Origin of the sequence: Aeromicrobium sp. UBA7512, from assembly GCF_002476985.1 — a bacterium.
Taxonomy (GTDB): Bacteria; Actinomycetota; Actinomycetes; order Propionibacteriales; family Nocardioidaceae; genus Aeromicrobium; species Aeromicrobium phoceense.
Genome location: NZ_DLNK01000005.1, coordinates 468,350 through 489,864, shown reverse-complemented (window position 1 = coordinate 489,864; position 21,515 = coordinate 468,350). Strand labels below are relative to the sequence as shown.

Genomic DNA, 21,515 nt, shown 5'->3' with positions numbered 1-21,515 from the left:
GGGAGATCACCCGACAGGCGCTGCCGTTCACGTAGCCTCACCGGTCAACGGGGAGGTGAGCATGCGACTGGAGCAGCTCGAATACGTCAGGGCGGTCAGCGAGCAGGGCTCGTTGCGGCGCGCCGGGGAGCACCTGCACGTCTCGCTCCCGGCGCTCAGCGAGGCGGTCACGAAGCTCGAGCGCGAGCTGGGCGTCACGCTGGTCGACCGGCACCGCTCGGGGACGCGGATCAACGGCACCGGCCAGGAGCTCCTCCCCCGCATCCTCGAGGTCCTCGACGCCGCCGACCGCCTGCGCGCTGCCGCGCGGGGCGAGTCGCAGTTCCACCGCCCGACCCGGGTCGGCAGCGTCTACTTCGGCGTCACGTCGATCGTGCTGCCCGCGATGCGCAGCCGCGAGCTCGAGGACGAGCACACCTCCGTCGACCTGCGCCAGCTGCGCCACGGCGAGGTCCGCGACGGCCTGCGGGACGGGTCGCTCGACATCGGGCTCGTCACGCTGCTCCCCGGCGACGACGTGCACCCCGACCTCGTCGCCACCGAGCTCTTCCACGGCCGGCCGATGGCGGTGCTGCCGGGCGACCACCCGCTGGCGCAGAGGTCCACGGTCACGGTCGACGACCTGCGACAGGAGGTCTTCGTGGGTGCGCGGGCCGGGTACCTCATGCACCGCGTCGCACACCGCGTCTTCGGCGACTCACCGCCCCTGAAGTGGCACACCGCCGACAGCGCCGATGTCTGCAAGCAGATGGTCTCGTCGGGGATCGGCGTCTCCCTCATGCCCGACTTCACCCTGCTGGACGACCCGCTCGAGACCCGGGGCGCCATCGAGTTCCGGCCCATCGACGACGAGGGCACCGTGATCCGGATGGCGATCCTGAGGCGACGGGGCGTGCGGCCGACGAAGGCGGCCCAGGACCTGTTCGACCTCCTCGTGCACCACGGCTCCCGCCGGGTCAGCGCGCGCGCCTGAGGTCCACGCGGCACCGATCTTGTACCGGTTCAGCCCATATCCGGGCTGAACCGGTACAAGATCCGTGCGTCGGGGGTCGCCTGACCCGCGAACCTCAGCGGCGGTCGCGCGCGTTCATCTGCGTCACCGTGGCCCACAGGACGACGACGTTGAAGACGATGATGACGACCGACCACCACGGGTAGTAGGGCATCCACGCGAAGGACACGATCGCGCCGATCGCCGCGAGCCCCGCGCCGGTCAGGACGGCCCACGGCTTGCCCAGCAGGAGACACACGCCGACGGCGATCGCGAGGCCGCCGATGACGAGGTGGATCCAGCCCCACCCCGTGACGCTCAGCTGGTAGACGTACTCCTGCCCGGCCACGAACAGGTCGTCCTTCGCCAGGGCCGAGATCGCGGCCAGGACCTGGAACACGCCGACCGTCGCCAGCATCGCGCCCGCGAAGCCGATCACGCCGGACGAGATCGCGGCCTCCCGCTCGGTGGGCTTGGGGGCTCGGTAGTCGCTCATCTGCACTCCTCCATCTGTCGTCCGTGGAACTCTCGCACCACGACGAGCCCGCGGACTCGTCCGGCAGGGGTGAGTCCCGGCAGGCACCGGGAAACGGTCATGACCCGACGGGTCCGGAGAGTGGCCGCGGCGTCGCACTGGTGGAGCCCGGCCTGACCCAGGCCGCGTTGTCGGTGGTCAGCGCTGCGCCGCAGGAGCTGCACGACTCGCCCTGCGTGCTCTGCTGCCCGCAGCTGCGGCAGATCACGCGCAGGCGGCCCGACGCCTCGGCAGGCGGATCGTGCTTCTCGGCCCAAAGGGCATAGGCGTGGAGCACCGGAAGTGCGTCCGCGCCGGCCTCGGTGAGTCGGTAGTCGTACCTCGGCCTCGGACCCTCGCGGTAGGCCTCGCGCACGATGAGACCGGCCTCGACCATGTCGGCGAGGCGCTTGGTGAGCACGTTGTCGGCGGCCCCGGTGCGGTCGCGCAGCTCGTCGAAGCGGGTGGCCCCGGCGAACAGCTCGCGCAGGACCAGCAGGACCCAGGGGTCGCCGAGGACGTGGATCCCCCGTGCCATCGGGCACGCCTTGCCTGACCAGTCCGAGCGCAGCGCCACGAGCCCTCACCTTCCTTCGCCGACGATGCTACTCACTTGCTTCAAGCAAGTCACCCTTCTAGGCTGCGACCGTGACCGACTCCCTGCGCGCCAGCCCCCGCTCCGGCGGAACCTTCCTGCCCGCCGTCGCCGTCAGTTGCGCCGCCGTGCTGCTCGCGATGGACCTGTTCGTCATCAACCTCGCCTTCGAGGCCATCAGCTCGGACTTCCCGGAGGCCGCTCCCCAGACGATGTCGTGGGTGATCAACGCGTACGCGGTGGTCTTCGCGGCACTCCTCGTGCCGGCCGGCCGCCTGGCCGACAAGTTCGGGCGGCGGAAGCTCTTCCGGCTGGGGCTCACCGTCTTCGCCGTGGGCGCCCTCGGCGCCGCGCTCTCGGGCGACGTGTTCGTGCTCATCGCGGCACGCGGGCTGCAGGGCATGGGGGCAGCCCTCTTCGTCCCGACCGGGCTGGCCCTGCTGCTGGCCTCGTCCCCCGTGTCGCGTCACACGTCGATGCTGGCGGTGTGGACCGCCGTGGGGTCGGTGGCCGCCGCGGGTGGCCCCATCCTGGGCGGCGCGCTGACGCAGGTGGACTGGCGGTGGATCTTCCTCATCAGCCTCCCGGTCATCCTCGTCGCGCTGGCCACGTCCGTCACCCTGACGGAGACCCCGAAGAAGGAGACGCGGGTGCCCGACCTGGCGGGCTCGGCGCTCCTCGCGCTCAGCGTCGGAACACTGGTCGCGGGCCTGTCGTACGTCAGGGACCGCGGCCTGACCGACCCCGGTCTCCTGGCGTTGTTCGCGGTCTCCGCCATCGCGCTGGCCTGGTTCACGCGCCGGTGCCTGACGCAGCCCGTGCCCGCCCTGGACCTCAGCGTGTTCAAGGATGCGACGTTCGCCTGGGCGACGTTCGGCATCGCGACGTACTTCGTCGGCTTCGCGATCCTGCTGCTCGGAGGCAGCCTCATGCTGACCCGCGTCTGGGCCCTCGATCCCCTGACCGCAGGCCTGATCTTCTCGCTCGGGCCACTCACGGCGGGGGTCACCGCCGTGGCGATGGGCCGCACGGACATGTCCCCGCGGCTGTTGGCCGCCGTGGGCGGCCTGCTGCTCGCGCTGTCCGGCCTGCTTTGGCTCTTCCTCCTGGACTCGCAGACGACCTCCCTCCCGGTGTTCTTCGCGGGCATGGTCGTCTCCGGGCTTGGCGCAGGCTCCGGACAGGTCGGCTTCCTCGCGGCCGGGACGAGCCGCCTGGAGTCCTCGGAGTTCGCCGCGGGGACGGGGATCATCAACACCGCACGTCAGGTCGGCTCTGCCCTGGGCGTCTCGATCCTGGTTGCGATCACGGGCGCGAGCGTGCTGGTCGACGACTTCAGCGGGGCGTGGCTCGCCGTCACCGTCTCGAGCCTCGTGGCAGCGAGCACGACGGTGTTCATGCGTCCGGCGCGCGACCCCGACACCCTCAGCGTCTAGGCGGACGCGTCAGCGCGCGCTTGTGACCGACGGAGCCAACTCGAGATCCGGCGCGATCTCGCCGAGGAGGTCGCGGACCCGCGTGTCGAGGTCGGCGATGATCCGGAGCACGGTCGCCTCGTCCTGGCCGCCCGGGTCCTCGACCGGCCAGTCGCGGTACGTGACCCCGGGGACGTACGGGCACTCCTCGCCGCAACCGAGCGTGATCGCCAGATCGCTCGCGGCGATCATGTCCCGCGTCAGGTGCTTCGGGTGCTCGCGCGAGGTGTCGAGGCCGAGCTGCTCAAGCGCGGCGGCGACCTCGGGGTGCACGTGCTCGCCCGGCTGCGTGCCCGCCGACAGGGCGATGACGCGCCCTTGGGCGTAGTGCTCGGTCAGCAGGCGCGCCGCCACCGAGCGGCCGCCGTTGCGGACGCAGGCGAAGACGACCTGGGGCTGATGGGATGCGTTCATGGGGTGACTCCTGCTCGGGTGTCGGGGAAGAAGCGGCGCGCCCAGAGGCTGACGTAGACGAGTCCGACGAGGACGGGAACCTCGATCAGCGGACCGACCACGCCGGCCAGCGCCTGGCCGCTCGTGGCGCCGTAGACCGCGATGGCCACGGCGATGGCGAGCTCGAAGTTGTTGCCGGCGGCCGTGAACGCAATCGTGGTCGAGCGGGCGTAGCCCAGCCCCGCGAGGCGCGCGAGCCACAGCGAGCCCGCCCACATGATCGCGAAGTACAGCACGAGCGGGACCGCGATCCGGGCGACGTCGAGCGGCTGCCGGGTGATCTGGTCGCCCTGGAGCGCGAACAGCAGGACGATCGTGAACAGCAGGCCGTACAGCGCCCACGGCCCCAGCCTCGGCAGGAAGCGCTCCTCGTACCACTCGCGCCCGCGGCGGCGCTCGCCCACGACGCGGGTGAGGTACCCGGCCGCCAAAGGGATGCCCAGGAACACCAGCACGCTCCCGGCGATCTGCCACGGCGAGACGTCCAGGCCCGAGGACGACAGGCCCAGCCAGCCCGGCAGCAGGTCGAGGTAGAACCAGCCCAGCAGCGCGAAGGCGAACACCTGGAACACCGAGTTGACCGCCACCAGGACCGCCGCCGCCTCCCGGTCGCCGCACGCGAGGTCGTTCCAGATGATCACCATCGCGATGCAGCGGGCAAGCCCCACGATGATCAGTCCGGTGCGGTACTCGGGCAGGTCGGGCAGCAGGAGCCACGCGAGCGCGAACATCAGCGCCGGTCCGATCAGCCAGTTGAGGACCAGCGACAGCACCATCGTGCGGGTGTCGCGAGCGACCGCGCCGACCTCGTCGTACCGGACCTTGGCCAGCACGGGGTACATCATCACCAGCAGGCCCACGGCGATCGGCAGCGAGACCGAGCCGACCGTCACCGCGTCGAGCGCCGTCGCCACGCCGGGGACGGCCCGACCGAGGACCAGGCCGGCGAGCATCGCCAGGCCGATCCACACCGGCAGGAAGCGATCGAGCGTCGAGAGCCGCTGCCCGACGGGTGCGTCCACCGTCATGCGGTCGGCTTCGTGGCGCGGACGATGGCGCCGTGCATGCCGGGCACGGCCTCGTGGGTGAACTCCACCTCGGCGTCGACGAATCCGGCCGCGGCGAGCCCCTCGAGGTACTCCGAGCGCGACAGCGCGCCCGCGATGCAGCCGACGTACGAGCCGCGATCGGCCCGCGCGGCGGCGTCGAGGTGGTCCTCGGCGACGACGTCGGAGATCCCGATCCGGCCGCCGGGCACCAGCACGCGGTACATCTCGGCGATCACCTTCGGCTTGTCGACCGACAGGTTGATGACACAGTTCGAGATCACCAAGTCGACCGACGCGTCGGGCAGCGGCACGTCCTCGATGGTGCCCTTGAGGAACTCCACGTTGGTCGCGCCGGCCTTGGTGGCGTTCTCGCGGGCCAGGTCGAGCATCTCGTCGGTCATGTCCACGCCGTAGGCGAATCCGGACTCCCCCACGCGGCGGGCCGAGAGCAGCACGTCGATGCCGCCACCGGAGCCCAGGTCGAGCACGCGCTCCCCCTCCGCGAGGGCGGCGACGGCCGTGGGGTTGCCGCAGCCGAGGCTGGCCGCGACCGCCTCCGCCGGCAGCTCCTGCTGCTGGTCGCTGTCGTAGAGCACCGCGCCGAAGGACTCGTCGACGTCCACGGCTCCGCCGCAGCACGACGAGCCACCACAGCCGTCTCCCTCGACCTTCAGTGCGGCCTCGGCGTACCGGGCACGCACCTCCTCCTGGACGTCCTGCGGGGACTTCTGCGTGGTGGTCATGACCGCTCCTCTGCCTCAGTGCATCCACGATCGTATAGGCGGATGTCGATGTATCGAGGTTCATCGATGTATCGACGTTTGTCAATACGTCTGGCAGAATGAGTCCATGACCACCCGAACGACGCTTCCCCTGGCCGACGAGACCGCCTGCTGCTCGCCCGTCACGGGCGGTGTCCTCGACGTCGAGGAGGCTCAGCGGCTGGCGAGGATGTTCAAGGCCCTCGGCGACCCCACCCGCGTCCGGCTGCTGTCGATCATCGCGGCCGGAGCGGACCGCGAGGCGTGCATCTGCGACCTGACGGAGCCGGTCGGTCTCTCCCAGCCCACGGTGTCGCACCACATGAAGCAGCTCGTCGACGCCGGCCTCGTGACGCGCGAGCAGCGTGGCCGCTGGGCCTTCTACCGGGTCGTCGACGAGACCCTCGCGTCGCTCGGCGCCGCCCTCACTCCCTGAAGGCCCGGTCGCCCGAGCGCTAGTCGGACGGAGGACTGGCCGACGGACTCGCGGTGACGGAAGTGCGGCTCGGCGACTCCTCGTCTTCCTCCTGCGCCTCGGCGATCGCCTTCTCCAGCGCCGCGACCGTGGCCGCGTCGACGGTGCCGGTCGACTCGACGCCCAGCTCGTCCTGGAAGTCCTCGAGGGCGTCGGTCAGCTCCGGTGTCCACTCACCGTCGACCGGCCCGTCCCAGAAGCCGGCGAGCCTGAGGGTCTGCTGGAGCACGGCCGTGGACGCGGTGTCCTCCTGGGCGCTCGCCCCGCCCTGCGCGGCGAGGTCGGCCTGGAGCGCAGCGGCCGTCGCCTTGTCGACGACTCCGGTGACCGGTAGCTCGCTGGCCTGCTGCAGGGCCTTGACGGCGTCGACCGTCGACGGACCGTAGACGCCGTCGACCTCGCCGTCGAAGTAGCCCGCGTCGGACAACGACTGCTGCAACGCCACGGTGTACTCGCGGACCGCGGACTCGGCCTGCACCGCCTGCTCGTCGCTGAGGCAGCCGGCATCGGCGAAGAGCCGCAGCCACGACATCTCGAGAGCCACGGCGGCGGCGTTGAACTGCTGCGAGGCCTGCGACAGCGGGGTCGCGTCGGTGATGCCCTCCTGCGCGGTGGCGAACTGCTTCTCGGCCTGCTCGACGCGGTCAACCGTCGCCGCGGGCGCCAACGGCTCGGGGCTGCTCGGCGCCGGGGCCGGGGCCGGCGTCTCGGCGGACGGATCCTTCGCGAGCGCCAGGGCCACCTCGGCCTCGGCCAGCTCCTGCCTCGCATCCGCGACGGCCAGCTGGGCCTCGACGGCCGTCTCCGCCGCCTCCATCGCCTCGTCGCGCGGCTTCTCGAGCTCCACGCCGGCGTCCCGGACGTCGCCGACGGTGGTGGTGGTCTCGGTGAGCACGTCGCCGTAGCGGTCGAGTGAGGTGACGTAGTCCTCGCTCGCCCCGCAGAACTCCTCCGACTTCTCCTCGAAGTCGGCCTTGGCGTCGTCGAGGGCCTTCTCCTTGGCCTGGACGTGAGCCTCTGCGGCCTTCACCGGATCGTCGGCCTCCCCCTCGCCACAGCCCGCCAGGGCGAGCATCAGCGCAGCCGCCGCGAGTGCCGCGGGCGCTCGGAACAAGTGGGCGTCTCGTCGTCTCGCGACTCGTGGCATGGCGGGCCTCCTGGCTTCCGCGGTCAACGTAGCGGGCTCCTCGACCGTCGACAACGGCTTTTGTGGGTGAGGAATCCGACCCGGGTCGTGGACTAGCGTCGTGACTCCGCGCTCCATCCACCCGAGGAGAACCCATGTCAGAGAACCAGAACGCCGACGCCGAGACCACGAGCGAGACCGAGGTCGTCGCCGCGGCCGTCACCGATGGCGCGTACACGCTCTTCATCGCGGACTTCGCCGACACCAGCACCGCCTGGCAGGCCTACGAGTCGCTCAAGGCCGCCGAGGACGGTCGTTCCGTGGAGCTCGAGGGAGTCATCGTCGTGAAGCGGGAGGCCGACGGAAAGCTCGAGATCCAGAAGGCCACCGACCACAGCACGCGCCGCGGCCTCACGTGGGGACTCGTCGGCGGCGTGGCCCTGGGCCTGGTCTTCCCGCCGTCGATCCTCGGCAGTGCTGCCGCCGTGGGCGCCATGGGCGCGGCGGTGGGCAAGGCCCGTCAGCTCCGCAACCGCAGCGAGCTGTCCGACGAGCTGGAGGCCGCCATCGAGCCGGGACATTCAGGCATCGTGGCCCTCGTCTCGGACCCCGGCGCCGTCGAGATCCGCAAGGCGCTCGCGCTGGCCGACGCCATCGTCGAGTCCGCGGTCGACGACGTGGCGGCCCGCGACATCAAGGCCGCGGCGAAGGAGGCCGAGTCCGACTCGGAGAGCGAGAAGGCCTGAGACGGGACTGCCTGACCAGCGTGACGAGGTGGGAGCCTCCGCCCATGTTCAGAGGCTCTCGTAGTACTCGCACGCTTCGTCGGCCACTTCCTGCGCGGTGGATGCGGTTAGCAGGCCCAGCGTTTCGGGATCGGGGTACAGCCACGTCCCCTCGGCCAGTCCTTCGAGATCGGCACGGGTGAAGGTGGTGTCCTCGGTGTTGAGCTGGTCGCCATAGGCCCCGACGTCGTAGGGAACGCCTGGCTGGAGCTCCGAGATCTTGTCGACCCAGGACCCGGACCACTCCGCGCCGGGGTTCGACGGGCTGAGCTCGACCACTCCGTCAGGCGCGTGAGTCCGAACCAGTCGCCCGAGGGTGTCGACCTTCCCGCTGTCGATCTCTGACACGTCGTGCAAGGTGACTCGCTCGGCTCGCCCACCTTCACAGGGCACGATCAGCAGCTCCATGCCCGAACCGATCCGAGAGACAGCCACCACGCCGTTGGTCTCCGCTGAGCACGCGGACAGGAGGAATGTCATGCCAAGCGTGGCGATGAACGTGCCAACAACCGACAACGGACTCCGACGCAAGCGAATCGCATGGTTCATCGCAGGGCCTCCCTCACAGCTGAGATCCGGTAGCGCAAACCTTGCAGCACCCGCATGCTCAGCGCAGCAGGATGCGGATATCGAGACGTGAGCATCCGTATCCGGGCTTGAGTGTGTGGCACCGGGCTCCTGGCCGGACATGAAAAAGGCCCCCGATCCGAGGATCGGGGGCCTTTTCGCTGGTAGCCCCGACGGGATTCGAACCCGCGCTACCGCCTTGAGAGTTCGTTCAAGGAGTGTAGGAACGACGTTGAAAAGTGACGTTTGCGCAGGTCAGAGGCACTTTCGAAGATCGGAGGTCATTGACGGAATCGAGTGATTTCGTGGCCCCGTGTGGCCCCAGTGTGGCCCCAGCGCGTTGCACTGTGCTGCTTCGGATCGCATGCTCAGAAGTCCTCCGGGCGAATGCCAATCCGCTCCCTCTCAGAGGGGACGAGCTCCGCGGCTACCCAGTCGATGCCATACCGATCGCCATCGAGCTCGATGAAGCCATCCAGCATCTCCGCCACATACGTCCACGGCGGATACTCCTCGATTTTTGTCTCCTTCTCGCCAGATTGCCACACGATCACGAACCACACCCATGGTTGCTTGGTCCTGGGCGCGAATGGCGTGACGAAGGACCAGACCTCGCTCGCAACGTGGCCGGCGAACTCGCCGTCGCGCGAAAGGACGGCGAGCCCACCATCGAACACTGCAAGGTCGGGTGGCACAACGAACTCTCGTGGTTGGCGGCTTCGACCGAACCCAAACATCATGACCCTCCTAGATCGTCGTCACACCCGCTTGGGATGCCTCACCGGCGCGGGTACAACTCGGTCTGCCCCCCCCTTCCGCCGGACCCGAGGTCTGTGCCACTCACAAGCGTGACGGCCCGGTCCCGTGCATTCATCTGTCGAGCCACTTCGGCCATCGGGGCCAGCGCGCTGCCCACTCGCCTTGCCAGTACTCATTGACGAACGCCGAAGGATCAGAGCCATCTGAATCGAAGCCCTGGTCGGCAGCGTAGGTGGCCAAGCTCCGCCTTCAAGCCAGCCAAGTCGTAGCTACCCGTCGGCATGAGGCGCACGATCCATCCGTACTCATTCACCTCAGGGCGAATCATCTCCCCGTCCAACCGATAGAACGTGCCCCACAACCCGTCGACCACATCGGTCGCCTCCAGGTAGCCCTGCGCGGGCTCAAAGTCCGTGAACACACAGATCCAACCGTCATCAAGCGCCTTGGCGATGACGGCCTCATCGCGATTCACCGGCGGCATCTGGTCCTCCTTAGGGTCAAAGCCGCGCCCGTCGCGATCAGAAGTGCAACATCGCCGCTTAGCGATCCGCGGACACGCGCCTCGTCACGAAATGGTCAGCAGGGATCTAGCCGGCAGCCAACTCGAGAACGAGCACGACGGCGCCCGCAGCGAGTGCGGCGATACCGACGTTTCTAAACCCGGGTCTCGCATCTCGAAGCCTTCCCACGGCCAAAATGACCAACCCCACCCCAATCAAGACGAACCCAGATGTCATGAGTACCCCTTACTCGAACAACGCGCAGGCACGACGGGTCGGAACACTCGCGGAAAGCGAGTGGTGCAACTGGCCTTCGATGTCGCGGTCCAGCGTGACGCCCTCAGCCGCCAGCGCGGCGCGGAACGAAGCAATTCGAAACTCCTGAGGCTGGCCCAAGGCGCGCTTGTACGCCGATCGGGCCGCCTTTGCGTCGGGGTGCCGCGTGAGTTTCCCGAGCACCCATTCGCCCAAGAACTCTAAGAAAGTCGATATCACTGGTGTGCCTCTCCAACGGAGAACCATACCGACCACCACCGGCGCATCAGCGAGAGACGGACTGAGATCGGGACTGTCCGGCCTTCGGTTGACACCAATGGTTGACAGTTTTCAGGCCGCGTCAGCGGCCAGGTAGATGGTCTCAAACTCGATCGGTGTGAGCTTGCCCAGCCGGCGTTGACGTCGCTTGCGGTGGTATTTGGTCTCGATCCAGGTCACCATCGCGAGGCGCAGCTCTTCGCGGGTCTGCCACCGCTGAGTGTTCAGCACGTTCTTCTGCAGCAGCGAAAAGAACCTCTCCATCGCGGCGTTGTCGCCGCAGGCCCCGACTCGGCCCATCGACCCGACCAGATCGTGGGACCTCAGGACGCGGACGAACTTCTTCGACCTGAACTGGCTGCCTCTGTCGGAGTGAACGATCGTGCCGGACGGGTCTCGCAGAGTGATCGCGTTGCGCAGCGCTGAGACCGCCACCGACGCCTTCATCCGAGAGTCGATCGAGTAGCCGACGATCCGACCGGAGTAGCAGCCCTTGATCCCACACAAGTAGAGCTTGCACTCGCCCGTGTGGTGCTCGGTGATGTCGGTCAGCCACTTCTCGTTCGGCCTGCTCGCGGAGAAGTCCCGCCTCGGCCGGCCGTGATGGTCGATCGTTGCGAGCAGATCGTCATGAACCGGCGGTCCTGCTTTGCGGTTCGGGCCACGCTTCTTGGAATGGTTCGAGAAAATCCCCTGGATCGAGCACAACCGCCACACACGGTTCTCACACGCGATGAAGCCCTGGTCGGCGAGCTCGTCGGCGATGAAGCGATACCCGAACCCCGGATCCTCGGCATGGGCGTCGAACGCGGCGTTGATCAGGTGCGCGTCGTCCCAGTCCCGCTGACAGAACGGCTCAGCGAGCCACTGGTAATAGCCCTGCCGAGACAGTTTGAGGACCCCACACGCCACCGCGACCGGCACCCTGATCGGGGCACCGTTCGCGGCCATCTCGCGAACGAGTGGGAAGACTATTTTCCCGGCGGATTGGCCTGAGACAGATATGCAGCCGCACGGCGCAGGACCTCGTTCTCCTGCTCGAGCAGACGGATCCGTTTGCGGGCCTCGCGCAGCTCGACGCCCTCAGAGGCAGTGACACCAGGACGTTTGCCGTCCTCGATATCGGCCAGCTTCAGCCAGCGTTGAAGACACGACTCGGAGACACCGAAGTCCTTCGCGACTTGAGCGATTGACGCCTCACCCTTGGGGGCGACCGCGACCACGTCATTGCGGAACTCGATGGGAAACGCTTTCGGCACGTGAACATCCTTCCAGCAAGGATCGAAATCCTCACAAGTCAGATATCAACCAGACTCTGGGCAGTCCCGAACGGCACAGATTGGAGGCGGTGGACGGCCGGACTGACAGCGCGCCCGGACACGACAAAGCCCCTGCTCTGCGGACTTCTGCAGGTCAGGGGCTTTCTCGTTCTGGTGCGCGTACTGAGAACTTACTCGAAACAGGCTCACCTCACCGCGACGTGGGCTCAGCGCCGTCGAAGCCAGCAAGCAGACCCGAGTCGAGGCGCTGCGACCGAGACGCCGATCGCAGCGCCTCGTCCACCGATTCGATCCCGTCACGCTCGACCTCATCGTCCATCCCTACCTGTCCGGCATGGGCATGAAGACCGTGGCCGCCGATTTCGGCATCTCTGATTGGGCTGTGCGCGCATTGCTGAAGGAGCGAGGACTCCGAACTAGACGCCCCGGATCGAGCTCCTAGCGCCAGCATTCTCGTCACCAAGACTCAGTCCACGTCCGGAAACTCGCGCGCACACGCGTGACACACGCCTCCCAGGTGCAACGAATGCGTCAGTCGACAATGCCGAACCGGACGGGATCAACATCGCCGGTGGCGGACGGTTCGCTAATCCTCGAGGCGGACAATCAGATATCGGTCACCGATCTCTGACCGCAGCCGAGACACGAGCCGATCTGCTCGAGCCTCCATGTCAGGCGGGAGGTCATTATCCTCGTTTTCATCGGCGTCGCACATGACTGAACCCCAATCAGAGAGATCGGCTATGAGCTCGTCACTCAGTCCCAGATGGTTGCGTAGCCACGCAGGTTCTTGACCGACCAGGCCGTCGTCCATCCACAGCGGTACACGAACGCTGAAATCCCAAAAGAATCGGATAGTAGGCCTGCGGTCCATCGATGCTCCCTTACTCAGAACTCCTCACCGCGCCCGACACAATAGTCACGATCCTTTGGCGGGAAAGATGTCATGATCCTGACCCCGGTCTGTCCAAGAATGACGACGATATCCTGCTTAGTGACGGTACCGTTCGGAGCCTTGAAGGAGAATCGATGCTGATAGCAGTACCGCTTACTACTTTGCACTGTCCGGACGTCCGGAGCCTTTAGCGTCCATCCAATGGCCCAGTGCATCCAGTTACCCCAATTGCGGCCATCGAGCTCCATCTCCGCCCATTGGTCGAACTCGTACTTGTGCTTATCTCGAATGTGCCGGATCCCAAATTTGCTTTCATCCGGAGTCGAGGTCCGTTTACCGCAGTACATCTTCGCGTACTTCCCTTGCATACGCGAGTGAGCGTTGGATCGCTTGTATTTTCGGACAATCTTGTACTTATTCGCTGTGCTCGAGTCAGATCCGCAAACCGCATCCCAGAATCCACCTCCCACAGACTGTGGCGTAGCAAAGCCTGTGAAGTCATCCTCCAACTGGGGCTCGAAGGTGACCTCGTTGCCAAGCTCGTCCGTCGTCGTTATCACGTAGTCTTCTTGCGAGTCCGAGGGCGGAACAACGAGAGGGACAGCTGCCGACGGCTCGATCTCGTCATCTGAGTCGGTCGGCTCGTAGAGGTCTGGAGCCAAGAACCAGCCTTAGGCAGTGAGGATGACGTGGACGTTGCCGGTGGTGTTGTTTCTCAGCATCACGGTGCCATCGATAGAGAGTTCGACGATGCTGGTGGAGTACTCCGGCTCTCCGGTAAAGGTGCCGTACCAAGAAACGTTCGACGTGCCGTTGGAGTTCTCGAGGTCGGCGTTGTAGACCGACAGTGATCCCTGAGCGGTCCAATCCAACGCGGTCACGGTCAAGGCGACCGAGCCGGCGGTACCGTCTTCGGGGACTCCCCCGAGGCCCGCGATCTGGACCTCCCGTTCCTCGCCGGGCTCGATGATCCCATCCCCGCCATAGGACGGCCGCGAGTCGTAGATGTGAGTCTGCACGACCGGAGTGAACCCGCCCCCGGACTCACCAGCACCGGTGAAGTAGCCCTGCACATCGATGATCACGTCCCCAACCCCGTCACGGAGCTTGATCCCAATCTTGCCTGCGTTCGTCTCGCCAGTGCCGAGCTTGATGGTCATGCCGGTGTCGTTGGATTCCCCCGCCTCGTAGCTCACCGTGGTCACCCCGCCCGACATCGTCGACCCCGCCGCCTGGATCCACGCCGCACCATCAACACTGGTGTTGACCACCCGCACGTTCGCGAACACCGCCGTCGCATCAGCCGGAATATCAGCCAGCCCGGCAATCTGAGCCGTGTACGTGACCCCCGAATTCAGCTTCGCCTGCGGCAGACCGGTGCCAGTGTGCGTCCCCACCAGCCGCGTCGGAGTGATCGGTACGAAGCCACCCGCCTGTCCCTCAGCGTTCTCCGTCGTGAAGTAGCCCTGCACATCCAAATTGAACCCGACCGGCTGATCGCGCGTCGCGACCGTGACCGTCCCAGCCGCCGAAGGCTGCACGATCGCCGTGTTCGTCCCAACACCCGCGTCATCACCAACCGCCAACACCGAACCAGTCGACTCGTTAGCAGTTCGACGCAGGTACACGTTCGTGATCCCCGTCGTCGACACCGCGGAGATGTCCAACACCACCGCAGAAACCCCTGTTGTCGGGATCCCGGCGACGCCGGTTACCTGGACAGTCTTCGGAGCCGCGGGCGTTGCTTTCTTTGCCGCAATTCCGCCCCACTCATACAACCGCGTAGGCGTCACCGGGACGAACGTGCCGCCGGCCAATGCACCTGTCGTCTCCTCGGCTTGAGCCGACGTCGACACCGCGGCGGCAAGCCCAGCGAAAACTCCGATCGTGGTCAACCAGACCACAAGACGACGAACCAGCACGAGCAGCTCCCTCGAATCAATCCCCGACTCGACGTCGGGGTCACCGCAGTTTGCCACCCGTGACACCGCTGTGAGTGCGAGATCGAAAAAGAGCGGTCCAGATTTGCATCGATCGCCGGTCACCGGACCGAGCGACATAGAACCAAGAACGCAAAGCCCTGGCTTCGGTCTATTGTCGTCGGGTCCGGGACTTAGAGCGTGCCGCGCTTGGCGCGGCGGATGTCGGGAGCCGGCAGCACCTCGGGATGGTCTCGTTGACGTCCAACGGGACGAGTTTGCCCAGGGACGACCCACGCGAACTGCGCTCGCACCGGGCACACTTCGGTCGTCGACGGCGCTCGTTCGACACACCGACGTACACGGAGTAGCGACCCTGCGCTTCATGCTGGCTGCCGTTGACCGTCGTCGACTGTTTGACGCACGCGGTTTTCCCGCCGTTTCCAGACGAAACTGGTCACTTTCAAGCGTTCCATTTCGTGCGGCACGCATGCTACGAAGGACGTACACGGGTCGCCCCTTTTGGGGCGGCCCGGAGTGCGTTCCAAGGGCGAATGGTTGGCGGTGATGGACTGTGCGTGGTGGCGTGAAGATGTATCGGGGCGCGGCAGCCGCAGCGCGCCGATACGTCGAGGCGGACCACTCGCGCGCGGACGACTATTACCTCGCGGAGGGAACTGGGCTGGCCGAGCGCTACGTGGCCACGCCGGGCGGCATCATTCGGGCTGGTGACCTCAATGGTGACGCCTACGAAGCGTGGGTGGCCGGCCAAAACCCGGACACGGGCGAACCGCGCGGCAGGTTGCGCAACGACGCCAACGCCGTGCGGTTCGTCGAGGTGGCTGTAAATGGTCCGAAGACATGGTCGTTGGCGGCGGCACTGTCGCCCGAGGTCGCAGAGGCGTATGACGCAGCGTTGGGTCGGGCGGCGGGCGAGATCATCGGCTGGCTGGCCGAGCACGCCACGACCCGCGTCGGCCCGCGGGGACGTCAGGTGCAGGTGCCGGTCGAGCGGATCGAAGCGGCGATGGTCCGGCACTACACCTCTCGAGCGGGCGACCCGCACCGTCACCTCCACTTGCAGATCAACGCGCGAGTGTTCGCCGAGGAAAAGTGGCGTGGCCTGCACACGGTCGGGGTGCGCGACTCGATCGACGCGATCAACGGAATCGGCCACGCGACGGTCATGTGCGATCCCGGTTTCCGGACTGCACTTGCTCAGCACGGCTTCACCTTGGACGACGCTGGTGAGGTGGTCGAACTGCGTCCGTTCGCTGGGGCCTTCTCCGCACGGGCACGGCAGATCGGGCAGAACATCGCCCGCTACGAGTCCGACTGGCGTGCCGCCCACCCCGGCGAAGAGCCGGGACGGCGATTGATCAGGTCATGGGACGCACGTGCGTGGGCCCAGGCCCGGCCGGACAAGTCGACCGCAACCGACGGGGCGGTGCTGGTCGATGAGTGGGCCAGCGAATTGTGCCGGCTTGGCTATCGGCCTCGGACCGAGGCGCCACTCGCCCTGAGGCGTCCGGGCGAGCTCGACCGGGATGGCGTCATCGAGACGGTGCTGTCGCGGCTGGGTGCGAAGCGGTCCGGCTGGAACGCCGCCGATGTGCGCGGCGAAGTCGAGCAGCTCCTCGCCCGCGAGCACATCGTCACCCCGGGCCCGGTGCGGCGCGAGTTGGCCGAGGACCTGACCGCCCGAGTGGTCGCGGCGTGCGTCCCACTGATCGACGACACCGGCACCCCAGACCACGTCCGCTCGCTCACCTCGCCTGAAGTGCTTCGCGTCGAGGCCGCCATCACCTCAAGCCTCGCCGCTCGCGCGACGACGGTCGGTCTACCGACGGACTTCAGCGGTGGTGAGTGGCTCGACCCGGCACAGGCCCGCATCGTCCGGGGTCTGGCCGGCAGCCACCGGGTGGTGGTGGTCGAGGGTGCGGCCGGGTCGGGCAAGACCAAGACGCTGGCCGCGACGAAGCAGCTCGCCGAGTCGAGCGGGCACCGAATGGTGGTGGTGACGCCGACATTGAAGGCTGCCCGGGTCGCCTCGAGGGAGACCGGCGCGGCTGCGTTCTCGGCCGCCTGGCTGGCCCATCAGCACGGCCACCGATGGGACGAGGACGGCCAGTGGACCCGTACCGCGGCCACCCCGCGAGCGGACGCGGTCCTATTGCGAGGTGACCTGTTGCTGGTCGACGAGGCCGGCATGCTCGACCAGGACACCGCACGCGCGCTGCTCGCGGTGGCCGACGAGGCAGGCGCAAGGATCGCGTTCGTGGGTGACCGACACCAGTTGCCCGCCGTGGGGCGCGGCGGTGTTCTCGACCTGGCTATCGAGCACGCCCATCCGACCGCACGGCTGACGTTGGACACCATTCACCGGTTCTCCGATCCGGCCTATGCCGAGTTGTCCTTGGCAATGCGGACAGGCGCCGACCCGGAAGCGGTCTTCGACCGACTCCTTGCGCGGGGACAGATCCGCCTGCACAGCGACGAGGAGGCCCGGACCAAGGCGTTGGTTGACGCGGCCGCAGGCGGGGCGTTGGTGATGGCCGACGACCGCCAGAGCGTGAGCGCCTTGAACTGGCAGATCACCCGGGCCCTGGTGTCGAACCACCGGATCGGCGGCGACAACCGTTGTCTCGCCGTCGGCGTCCAAGGCGAGATGGTTTTCGTCGGCAGCCGGATCGCGACCCGCCGCAACGACCGCGACCTCAAGGTGGCCAATCGCGAAGCGTGGACCGTTACCGCACTTGGTGGTGACGGGAGTCTGCGGGTCGTCGGCGACGCTGGCGCTCGCACTCTGCCCGCGTCCTACGTGAGCGAGTTCGTCGAGCTCGCCCACGCGGCGACCGTCCACGGCGCGCAAGGGATGACCGTTCCGTCAGCACACTTCTCGGTCGGGGACTCCACGAACGCGATGGCCGCCTATGTGGCGATGACCCGCGGCCGGCACGCCAACGTCTCCCACCTCATCGCCGACGACCCCGCGCAGGCTCGGCAGCGGTGGGTCGAGATGTTCGGACGCGAGCAGGCCGACCTCGGTCCCGCCCACGCGGCGAAGCAGGCGGCGGCCGAGGCCGCGAAGTACGACCACCCGCGCCCCCACGACCGCCAGACACGCGATCGTGAAGTCCGGCGAACACTCGAGCAGCGGCGGTACGCAGGGACGGGAGGGCCGCCCGGTCCCGACCTTGGGCTCTGACTAGCGCCGAGGCTCAAGGCCCCAGGCGGTCAGGGGCCTCGGTAGATGGTCGACCGGTGCTCGATGCGGCCGATCAGCAGGCAGTGGTCGTCGTCCAGAATCCTCAAGGTCACGCGGTAGTCACCGCGTCGGGCGACCGACCAGCCTTCGAGCTCGTAGCGCAGCGGCTTCGTCATCCGGTACGGGTCCTGGGGCAGGGTTCCGGTGCAGAACTCCACCACGGCGACGGCGATCTTGTGCGGAAGTCGATCCAGAGTCCGCACCGCGGCAGCCGAGAACTCGACCCGCCACGGCTCATCGGTCATCGAGCGAACCGGGCGCGCACGTCCTCACCGGCGACGGTCTCGCCGGCCTCGTAGTCGCGCTGAGCCTGCTTCAGATCCTCGACGAGCCCGGGCGTCGACAGCGCATGGATCGTCTCGTGCAGAGACTCCAAGTCGTCTGCTGACATCAGCACCGCCGCCTCGCGCCCATGCTTGGTGATCCGGATGATCTCGTGGGTGCTGTCGGCCTCGTCAACCAAGGCGGAAAGTCGGTCCTTGGCCTCACTGAGCGGTACGGTTCGCATGACTCGATAGTAGCCCAACTTCTGGCCATTCCGTAGATCGCGGTATCGCCAGATCAGAACGGCGACACGAACGCCGAAACAAGGGCCTGGCGAAGATATTCCCGAACAGGGGGTGTTCGGGGGTGTTCGCGTGGCGAGCTCGACAGATTTCTTCAACTTTTTTGCGGACGGCCTCTGACCTGCGCGAACGCCGTGCGGACGCCCCTCTCCCGGACCGGGTGTTCGGGGGTGTTCGCAGGGGTTGTCCGCGATTTCGGGTGTACGGCTGACTCATGGATGACGGAATGCGGGTGGGAGAGATTGGCCGCAGCAGAGCACCGATGGCTCTCTCCAGCCCGTGTTGGCCATACGAGAGCACGGTCCGAACCGAAGGAGAAGAACCATGACCATCAACGAGATCGACCTGCACGACGGGGACGAACTGTGGAGCATCGACGAGGTCGCCGCCGTCGTGCGGGTACCCGTCGCGACGCTACGCTACTGGCGCCACCTCGGCCAAGGCCCCACTGGGTTCCGCGTGGGCCGGTGCGTCCGCTACTGGAAGAGCGAAGTCATGTCCTGGCTTCATCAACAGGCTCAGGCCGGCGCCCGAGATATCCACAACCACCCGCGCTTGCCTTGAATCCCTCGCCGACGTCACCTCACCGTCAGGGCAGGAGGATCACATGGCCACCATCGAGAAGCGGATCCGCAACGGCGAGACCAGCTACCGCGCCCGCTACCGCACTCCCGCCGGTGTGCAGCGCAGCAAGGTCTTCACCCGCAAGATCGACGCCGAGCGTTTCCTGACGACCGTCGAGGCCGCCAAGCTCACCGGCGCGTTCATTGACCCGGCGCTGTCGAAGGCGACCGTCCGCGAGTGGGCGCACCAGTGGCTCGACGGTCAAGCACACGTCAAGCCCACCACCTACGCCCGCTACGAGGGCATCGTACGCAAGCACCTCGACCCGGTCTGGGGACACGTCCCACTCGGCAAGGTCACCCACGCCGACGTCCAGGCGTGGATCACCGCGGTGTCCAAGTCACACTCCCCGTCGTCGGTCCGCAAGATGCATCGCGTCCTGTCGCTCGTGCTCGACATGGCCGTCAAAGACGGGCGCTTGGTCCGCAATGTCGCCAAGGGCGTCAACCTGCCTCGTCCGATCAAGCACGAGCACCGCTATCTCACCCACGCCCAGGTCGACGCGCTGGCCGATGCGATCGCTCACCCCACCGACGTGTCCAAGCATGTCCCGCTGGCCGACCGCCAGAGGGACACCTACCGGCTCATCGTGCTGTTCCTCGCCTACACCGGGCTGCGGTGGGGAGAGATGGCTGCACTGCGCGTCGGACGCCTCCAGTTCGCACGGCGCCGTGCCGTGATCATCGAGTCCGTCACTCCTGTCGCCGGCCAAGGGCTCGTCTGGGGCACCCCGAAAACCCACCAACGCCGAGAAGTGCCCATCCCGAGGTTCCTGCTCGCCGACCTCGAAGCACACGTCCACGGCAAGACCTCAGACCAACTCGTTTTCACCGGCGTCCGAGGAGGCGAAGTCCTCCGCGTCTCGACCTTCAGCGCTGCGCTCGCGACCGCCGCACAAGCGATTGGCGTGCCCGGTCTTCACCCCCACGAGCTCCGCCACACCGCGGCGTCCCTGGCCATCGCCGCCGGCGCCGACGTCAAGGTCGTCCAGCAGATGCTCGGTCACGCCTCCGCCACCATGACCATGGACACCTACGGCCACCTCTTCGAGGACCGCCTCGACGAGATCAGCGACGCCATGGACGCCGCACGGGAGGCGAACAGGTATCGCCTCGCCAGCGCCGCTCAGCTCGGTGTCTCTGAACCAAACTCCCCTGGCAGCGAAGATCGCCGCTGAGCACCCGCGACACGGGAACATCTGCCGTCAAGTGCTTAGACGGCTTCATCCTGCACGGCAGACTTTCAGCCCATGAGCGGTTTTCGAAACAACCGATTGAGTTTGACGACCGCAAGTCCCATCGTGACCGTGGTCGTTGCTATTTCCCAGTTGGCTCTTCTCGCGGCGCTGGCTTGGCTGTGGAGCACAGGTGTCACGGACGCCACTGCGACGAACGTCGACTGGGGTTTCGTTTTGTTGGCAACCGGAACGCCTGTCGCCCTCGTGCTGTCTAGCTGGGTCGGCCGAAGGCGCCAAGAGCGAACCTGCCCGAGGGAGCCGGAGGCGACGCGCGTGATCGCACTTGTCACGCAGCGGGTGACGCTCGGACTCACAGGTCTGACTCTCATCGTCGCCCCGTTCGTCATCTTCGGTGCCCTGGTCTTTGGCCCGATGGGTTGAACAACTCCCAAGGTGACTCTTCGAGTACCGCGAACCGATCTCAGACCGCGTACCCGAAGCCGTCACCGACGCGCGCTGGGTTGCCATGGCCAAGGTTCAACGTTTCCCTTGAGCCAAGAACGTAAGAGTGTATGCGACAGCAATGCCTCTATGAACATGTTCGAGAACGAGACGAACGCGGCAACTGAGTAGACGTGACCGCTCCGGCCGAGAAGTCGCATGCACGACCCAAGGGGCACGTAGATGGCCCAGCTGACAGCGGCGAGGCAGAATCCAAGAGCCTGCAAGAGATCGCGGATCATGGCACTCACTACGACCCCGTAGATGAACGCTCCGCAGGTCATTCGGATCCGGCCCCCCAGCCTTCGGAGAAAACCCACAGCACGCCCCTCAGTTGTCTGTCGGGCCCAGAGAACGCGGGCCAGCATGGGAAACGTATCGAACGATGTGGCCCCAGTGTGGCCCCAGCACTTCGGCGCGGGAATGAGAAACGGCCCGTGCTTCCAGGTAAACCCTGGAATCACGGGCCGTTCTTGCTGGTAGCCCCGACGGGATTCGAACCCGCGCTACCGCCTTGAGAGGGCGACGTGCTAGGCCGCTACACAACGGGGCCAGCGATGAGAAACGCTACCAGATCGACTCCAGTGCGTCCTCGCTGGGGTACTAGGACTCGAACCTAGAATGGCGGTACCAGAAACCGCTGTGTTGCCAATTACACCATACCCCATGGGGGTATCGGATCCCTGCCTCGCGGCAGC

General features: G+C 66.9%; 22 protein-coding genes and 2 tRNA genes. 8 read left to right on the top strand and 16 right to left on the bottom strand.

Going from position 1 to position 21,515, the window contains the following annotated elements; all coding sequences use genetic code 11:
* Positions 1-61 precede the first annotated feature (61 nt).
* Positions 62-973: a LysR family transcriptional regulator gene (locus B2363_RS08815; RefSeq protein WP_286929672.1), complete on the top strand. Its 912-nt coding sequence runs from the start codon at positions 62-64 to the stop codon at positions 971-973.
* Between the two features lie 94 nt (positions 974-1,067).
* Here B2363_RS08815 and B2363_RS08810 read toward each other — a convergent pair whose 3' ends face one another.
* Together B2363_RS08810 and B2363_RS08805 are read right to left on the bottom strand one after the other, a co-directional pair.
* The gene (locus B2363_RS08810; protein WP_286929671.1) at positions 1,068-1,487 is read right to left on the bottom strand and encodes a DUF7144 family membrane protein; all 420 of its coding nucleotides are present in this window, start codon (positions 1,485-1,487) and stop codon (positions 1,068-1,070) included.
* A gap of 97 nt (positions 1,488-1,584) precedes the next feature.
* Positions 1,585-2,043 (bottom strand): winged helix-turn-helix transcriptional regulator, encoded by a 459-nt coding sequence (locus B2363_RS08805; protein ID WP_286929670.1) that lies wholly within the window; start codon positions 2,041-2,043, stop codon positions 1,585-1,587.
* A gap of 110 nt (positions 2,044-2,153) precedes the next feature.
* On the opposite strand from B2363_RS08805, the gene B2363_RS08800 reads away from it, so the two are divergent.
* The gene (locus tag B2363_RS08800; RefSeq protein WP_286929669.1) at positions 2,154-3,536 is read left to right on the top strand and encodes an MFS transporter; all 1,383 of its coding nucleotides are present in this window, start codon (positions 2,154-2,156) and stop codon (positions 3,534-3,536) included.
* Between the two features lie 9 nt (positions 3,537-3,545).
* Here the strand turns inward: B2363_RS08800 and B2363_RS08795 are convergent, their stop codons facing one another.
* From B2363_RS08795 to arsM, 3 genes are read right to left on the bottom strand one after another with little or no spacing between them, the layout of a single operon-like run.
* Entirely contained in the window at positions 3,546-3,989 is a 444-nt protein-coding gene (locus B2363_RS08795; protein ID WP_286929668.1) for a low molecular weight phosphatase family protein, read from the bottom strand.
* Complete coding sequence (gene arsB, locus B2363_RS08790; RefSeq protein WP_286929667.1) at positions 3,986-5,056, bottom strand: ACR3 family arsenite efflux transporter; 1,071 nt, start codon at positions 5,054-5,056, stop codon at positions 3,986-3,988. Before arsB ends, B2363_RS08795 begins: the two co-directional genes overlap by 4 nt.
* The gene (arsM, locus tag B2363_RS08785; RefSeq protein WP_286929666.1) at positions 5,053-5,820 is read right to left on the bottom strand and encodes an arsenite methyltransferase; all 768 of its coding nucleotides are present in this window, start codon (positions 5,818-5,820) and stop codon (positions 5,053-5,055) included. Before arsM ends, arsB begins: the two co-directional genes overlap by 4 nt.
* 106 nt (positions 5,821-5,926) lie before the next feature.
* Here arsM and B2363_RS08780 point away from each other — a divergent pair, with 106 nt between their 5' ends.
* Positions 5,927-6,274: an ArsR/SmtB family transcription factor gene (locus tag B2363_RS08780; RefSeq protein ID WP_181755333.1), complete on the top strand. Its 348-nt coding sequence runs from the start codon at positions 5,927-5,929 to the stop codon at positions 6,272-6,274.
* A 19-nt stretch (positions 6,275-6,293) separates the two neighbouring features.
* Here B2363_RS08780 and B2363_RS08775 read toward each other — a convergent pair whose 3' ends face one another.
* Complete coding sequence (locus B2363_RS08775) at positions 6,294-7,427, bottom strand: peptidoglycan-binding domain-containing protein (protein WP_286929665.1); 1,134 nt, start codon at positions 7,425-7,427, stop codon at positions 6,294-6,296.
* Between the two features lie 167 nt (positions 7,428-7,594).
* Between B2363_RS08775 and B2363_RS08770 the strand changes: the two genes are divergently transcribed.
* The gene (locus tag B2363_RS08770; RefSeq protein WP_286929664.1) at positions 7,595-8,185 is read left to right on the top strand and encodes a DUF1269 domain-containing protein; all 591 of its coding nucleotides are present in this window, start codon (positions 7,595-7,597) and stop codon (positions 8,183-8,185) included.
* 48 nt (positions 8,186-8,233) lie between these two features.
* Here the strand turns inward: B2363_RS08770 and B2363_RS08765 are convergent, their stop codons facing one another.
* From B2363_RS08765 to B2363_RS08740, 6 genes are all read right to left on the bottom strand, one after another.
* The gene (locus B2363_RS08765; RefSeq protein ID WP_286929663.1) at positions 8,234-8,632 is read right to left on the bottom strand and encodes a hypothetical protein; all 399 of its coding nucleotides are present in this window, start codon (positions 8,630-8,632) and stop codon (positions 8,234-8,236) included.
* A 527-nt stretch (positions 8,633-9,159) separates the two neighbouring features.
* Positions 9,160-9,531, bottom strand: a complete 372-nt coding sequence (locus tag B2363_RS08760; RefSeq protein WP_286929662.1) for a hypothetical protein — start codon at positions 9,529-9,531, stop codon at positions 9,160-9,162.
* A 212-nt stretch (positions 9,532-9,743) separates the two neighbouring features.
* The gene (locus tag B2363_RS08755) at positions 9,744-10,034 is read right to left on the bottom strand and encodes a hypothetical protein (protein WP_181755329.1); all 291 of its coding nucleotides are present in this window, start codon (positions 10,032-10,034) and stop codon (positions 9,744-9,746) included.
* 625 nt (positions 10,035-10,659) lie between these two features.
* A protein-coding gene (locus tag B2363_RS08750) for an IS3 family transposase (protein ID WP_286929661.1) occupies positions 10,660-11,846 on the bottom strand; the annotation gives its coding sequence in 2 pieces (ribosomal slippage) (positions 10,660-11,565 and positions 11,568-11,846; 1,185 coding nt in all).
* A 909-nt stretch (positions 11,847-12,755) separates the two neighbouring features.
* Entirely contained in the window at positions 12,756-13,424 is a 669-nt protein-coding gene (locus B2363_RS08745; protein WP_286929660.1) for a hypothetical protein, read from the bottom strand.
* Positions 13,425-13,433: 9 nt separating this feature from the next.
* Entirely contained in the window at positions 13,434-14,684 is a 1,251-nt protein-coding gene (locus B2363_RS08740; protein ID WP_286929659.1) for a hypothetical protein, read from the bottom strand.
* 589 nt (positions 14,685-15,273) lie between these two features.
* Here B2363_RS08740 and mobF point away from each other — a divergent pair.
* Positions 15,274-17,889 carry a MobF family relaxase gene (gene mobF, locus B2363_RS08735; RefSeq protein WP_286929770.1) on the top strand — a complete coding sequence of 872 codons (2,616 nt, stop codon included), beginning with the start codon at positions 15,274-15,276 and terminating at the stop codon, positions 17,887-17,889.
* Positions 17,890-17,918: 29 nt separating this feature from the next.
* On the opposite strand, the gene B2363_RS08730 is transcribed toward mobF, so the two are convergent.
* Positions 17,919-18,194, bottom strand: coding sequence for a type II toxin-antitoxin system RelE family toxin (locus B2363_RS08730; RefSeq protein ID WP_181755326.1), 276 nt, complete (start codon positions 18,192-18,194; stop codon positions 17,919-17,921).
* Positions 18,191-18,457: a type II toxin-antitoxin system Phd/YefM family antitoxin gene (locus B2363_RS08725; protein ID WP_181755325.1), complete on the bottom strand. Its 267-nt coding sequence runs from the start codon at positions 18,455-18,457 to the stop codon at positions 18,191-18,193. Before B2363_RS08725 ends, B2363_RS08730 begins: the two co-directional genes overlap by 4 nt.
* Positions 18,458-18,839: 382 nt before the next feature.
* Between B2363_RS08725 and B2363_RS08720 the strand changes: the two genes are divergently transcribed.
* The 3 genes from B2363_RS08720 to B2363_RS08710 all read left to right on the top strand — a co-directional run bounded on the left by B2363_RS08720 (position 18,840) and on the right by B2363_RS08710 (position 20,757).
* Complete coding sequence (locus tag B2363_RS08720) at positions 18,840-19,079, top strand: helix-turn-helix transcriptional regulator (RefSeq protein ID WP_181755324.1); 240 nt, start codon at positions 18,840-18,842, stop codon at positions 19,077-19,079.
* A 43-nt stretch (positions 19,080-19,122) separates the two neighbouring features.
* A complete protein-coding gene (locus B2363_RS08715) occupies positions 19,123-20,316 on the top strand; it encodes a tyrosine-type recombinase/integrase (RefSeq protein WP_181755323.1) in 1,194 nt (397 codons plus the stop codon).
* A 72-nt stretch (positions 20,317-20,388) separates the two neighbouring features.
* A complete protein-coding gene (locus tag B2363_RS08710; protein WP_286929658.1) occupies positions 20,389-20,757 on the top strand; it encodes a hypothetical protein in 369 nt (122 codons plus the stop codon).
* Positions 20,758-21,294: 537 nt separating this feature from the next.
* On the opposite strand, the gene B2363_RS08705 is transcribed toward B2363_RS08710, so the two are convergent.
* Together B2363_RS08705 and B2363_RS08700 are read right to left on the bottom strand one after the other, a co-directional pair.
* Positions 21,295-21,370: transfer RNA gene (locus tag B2363_RS08705), tRNA-Glu, on the bottom strand.
* Between the two features lie 42 nt (positions 21,371-21,412).
* Positions 21,413-21,484 (bottom strand) — tRNA-Gln (locus B2363_RS08700).
* Positions 21,485-21,515 lie beyond the last annotated feature (31 nt).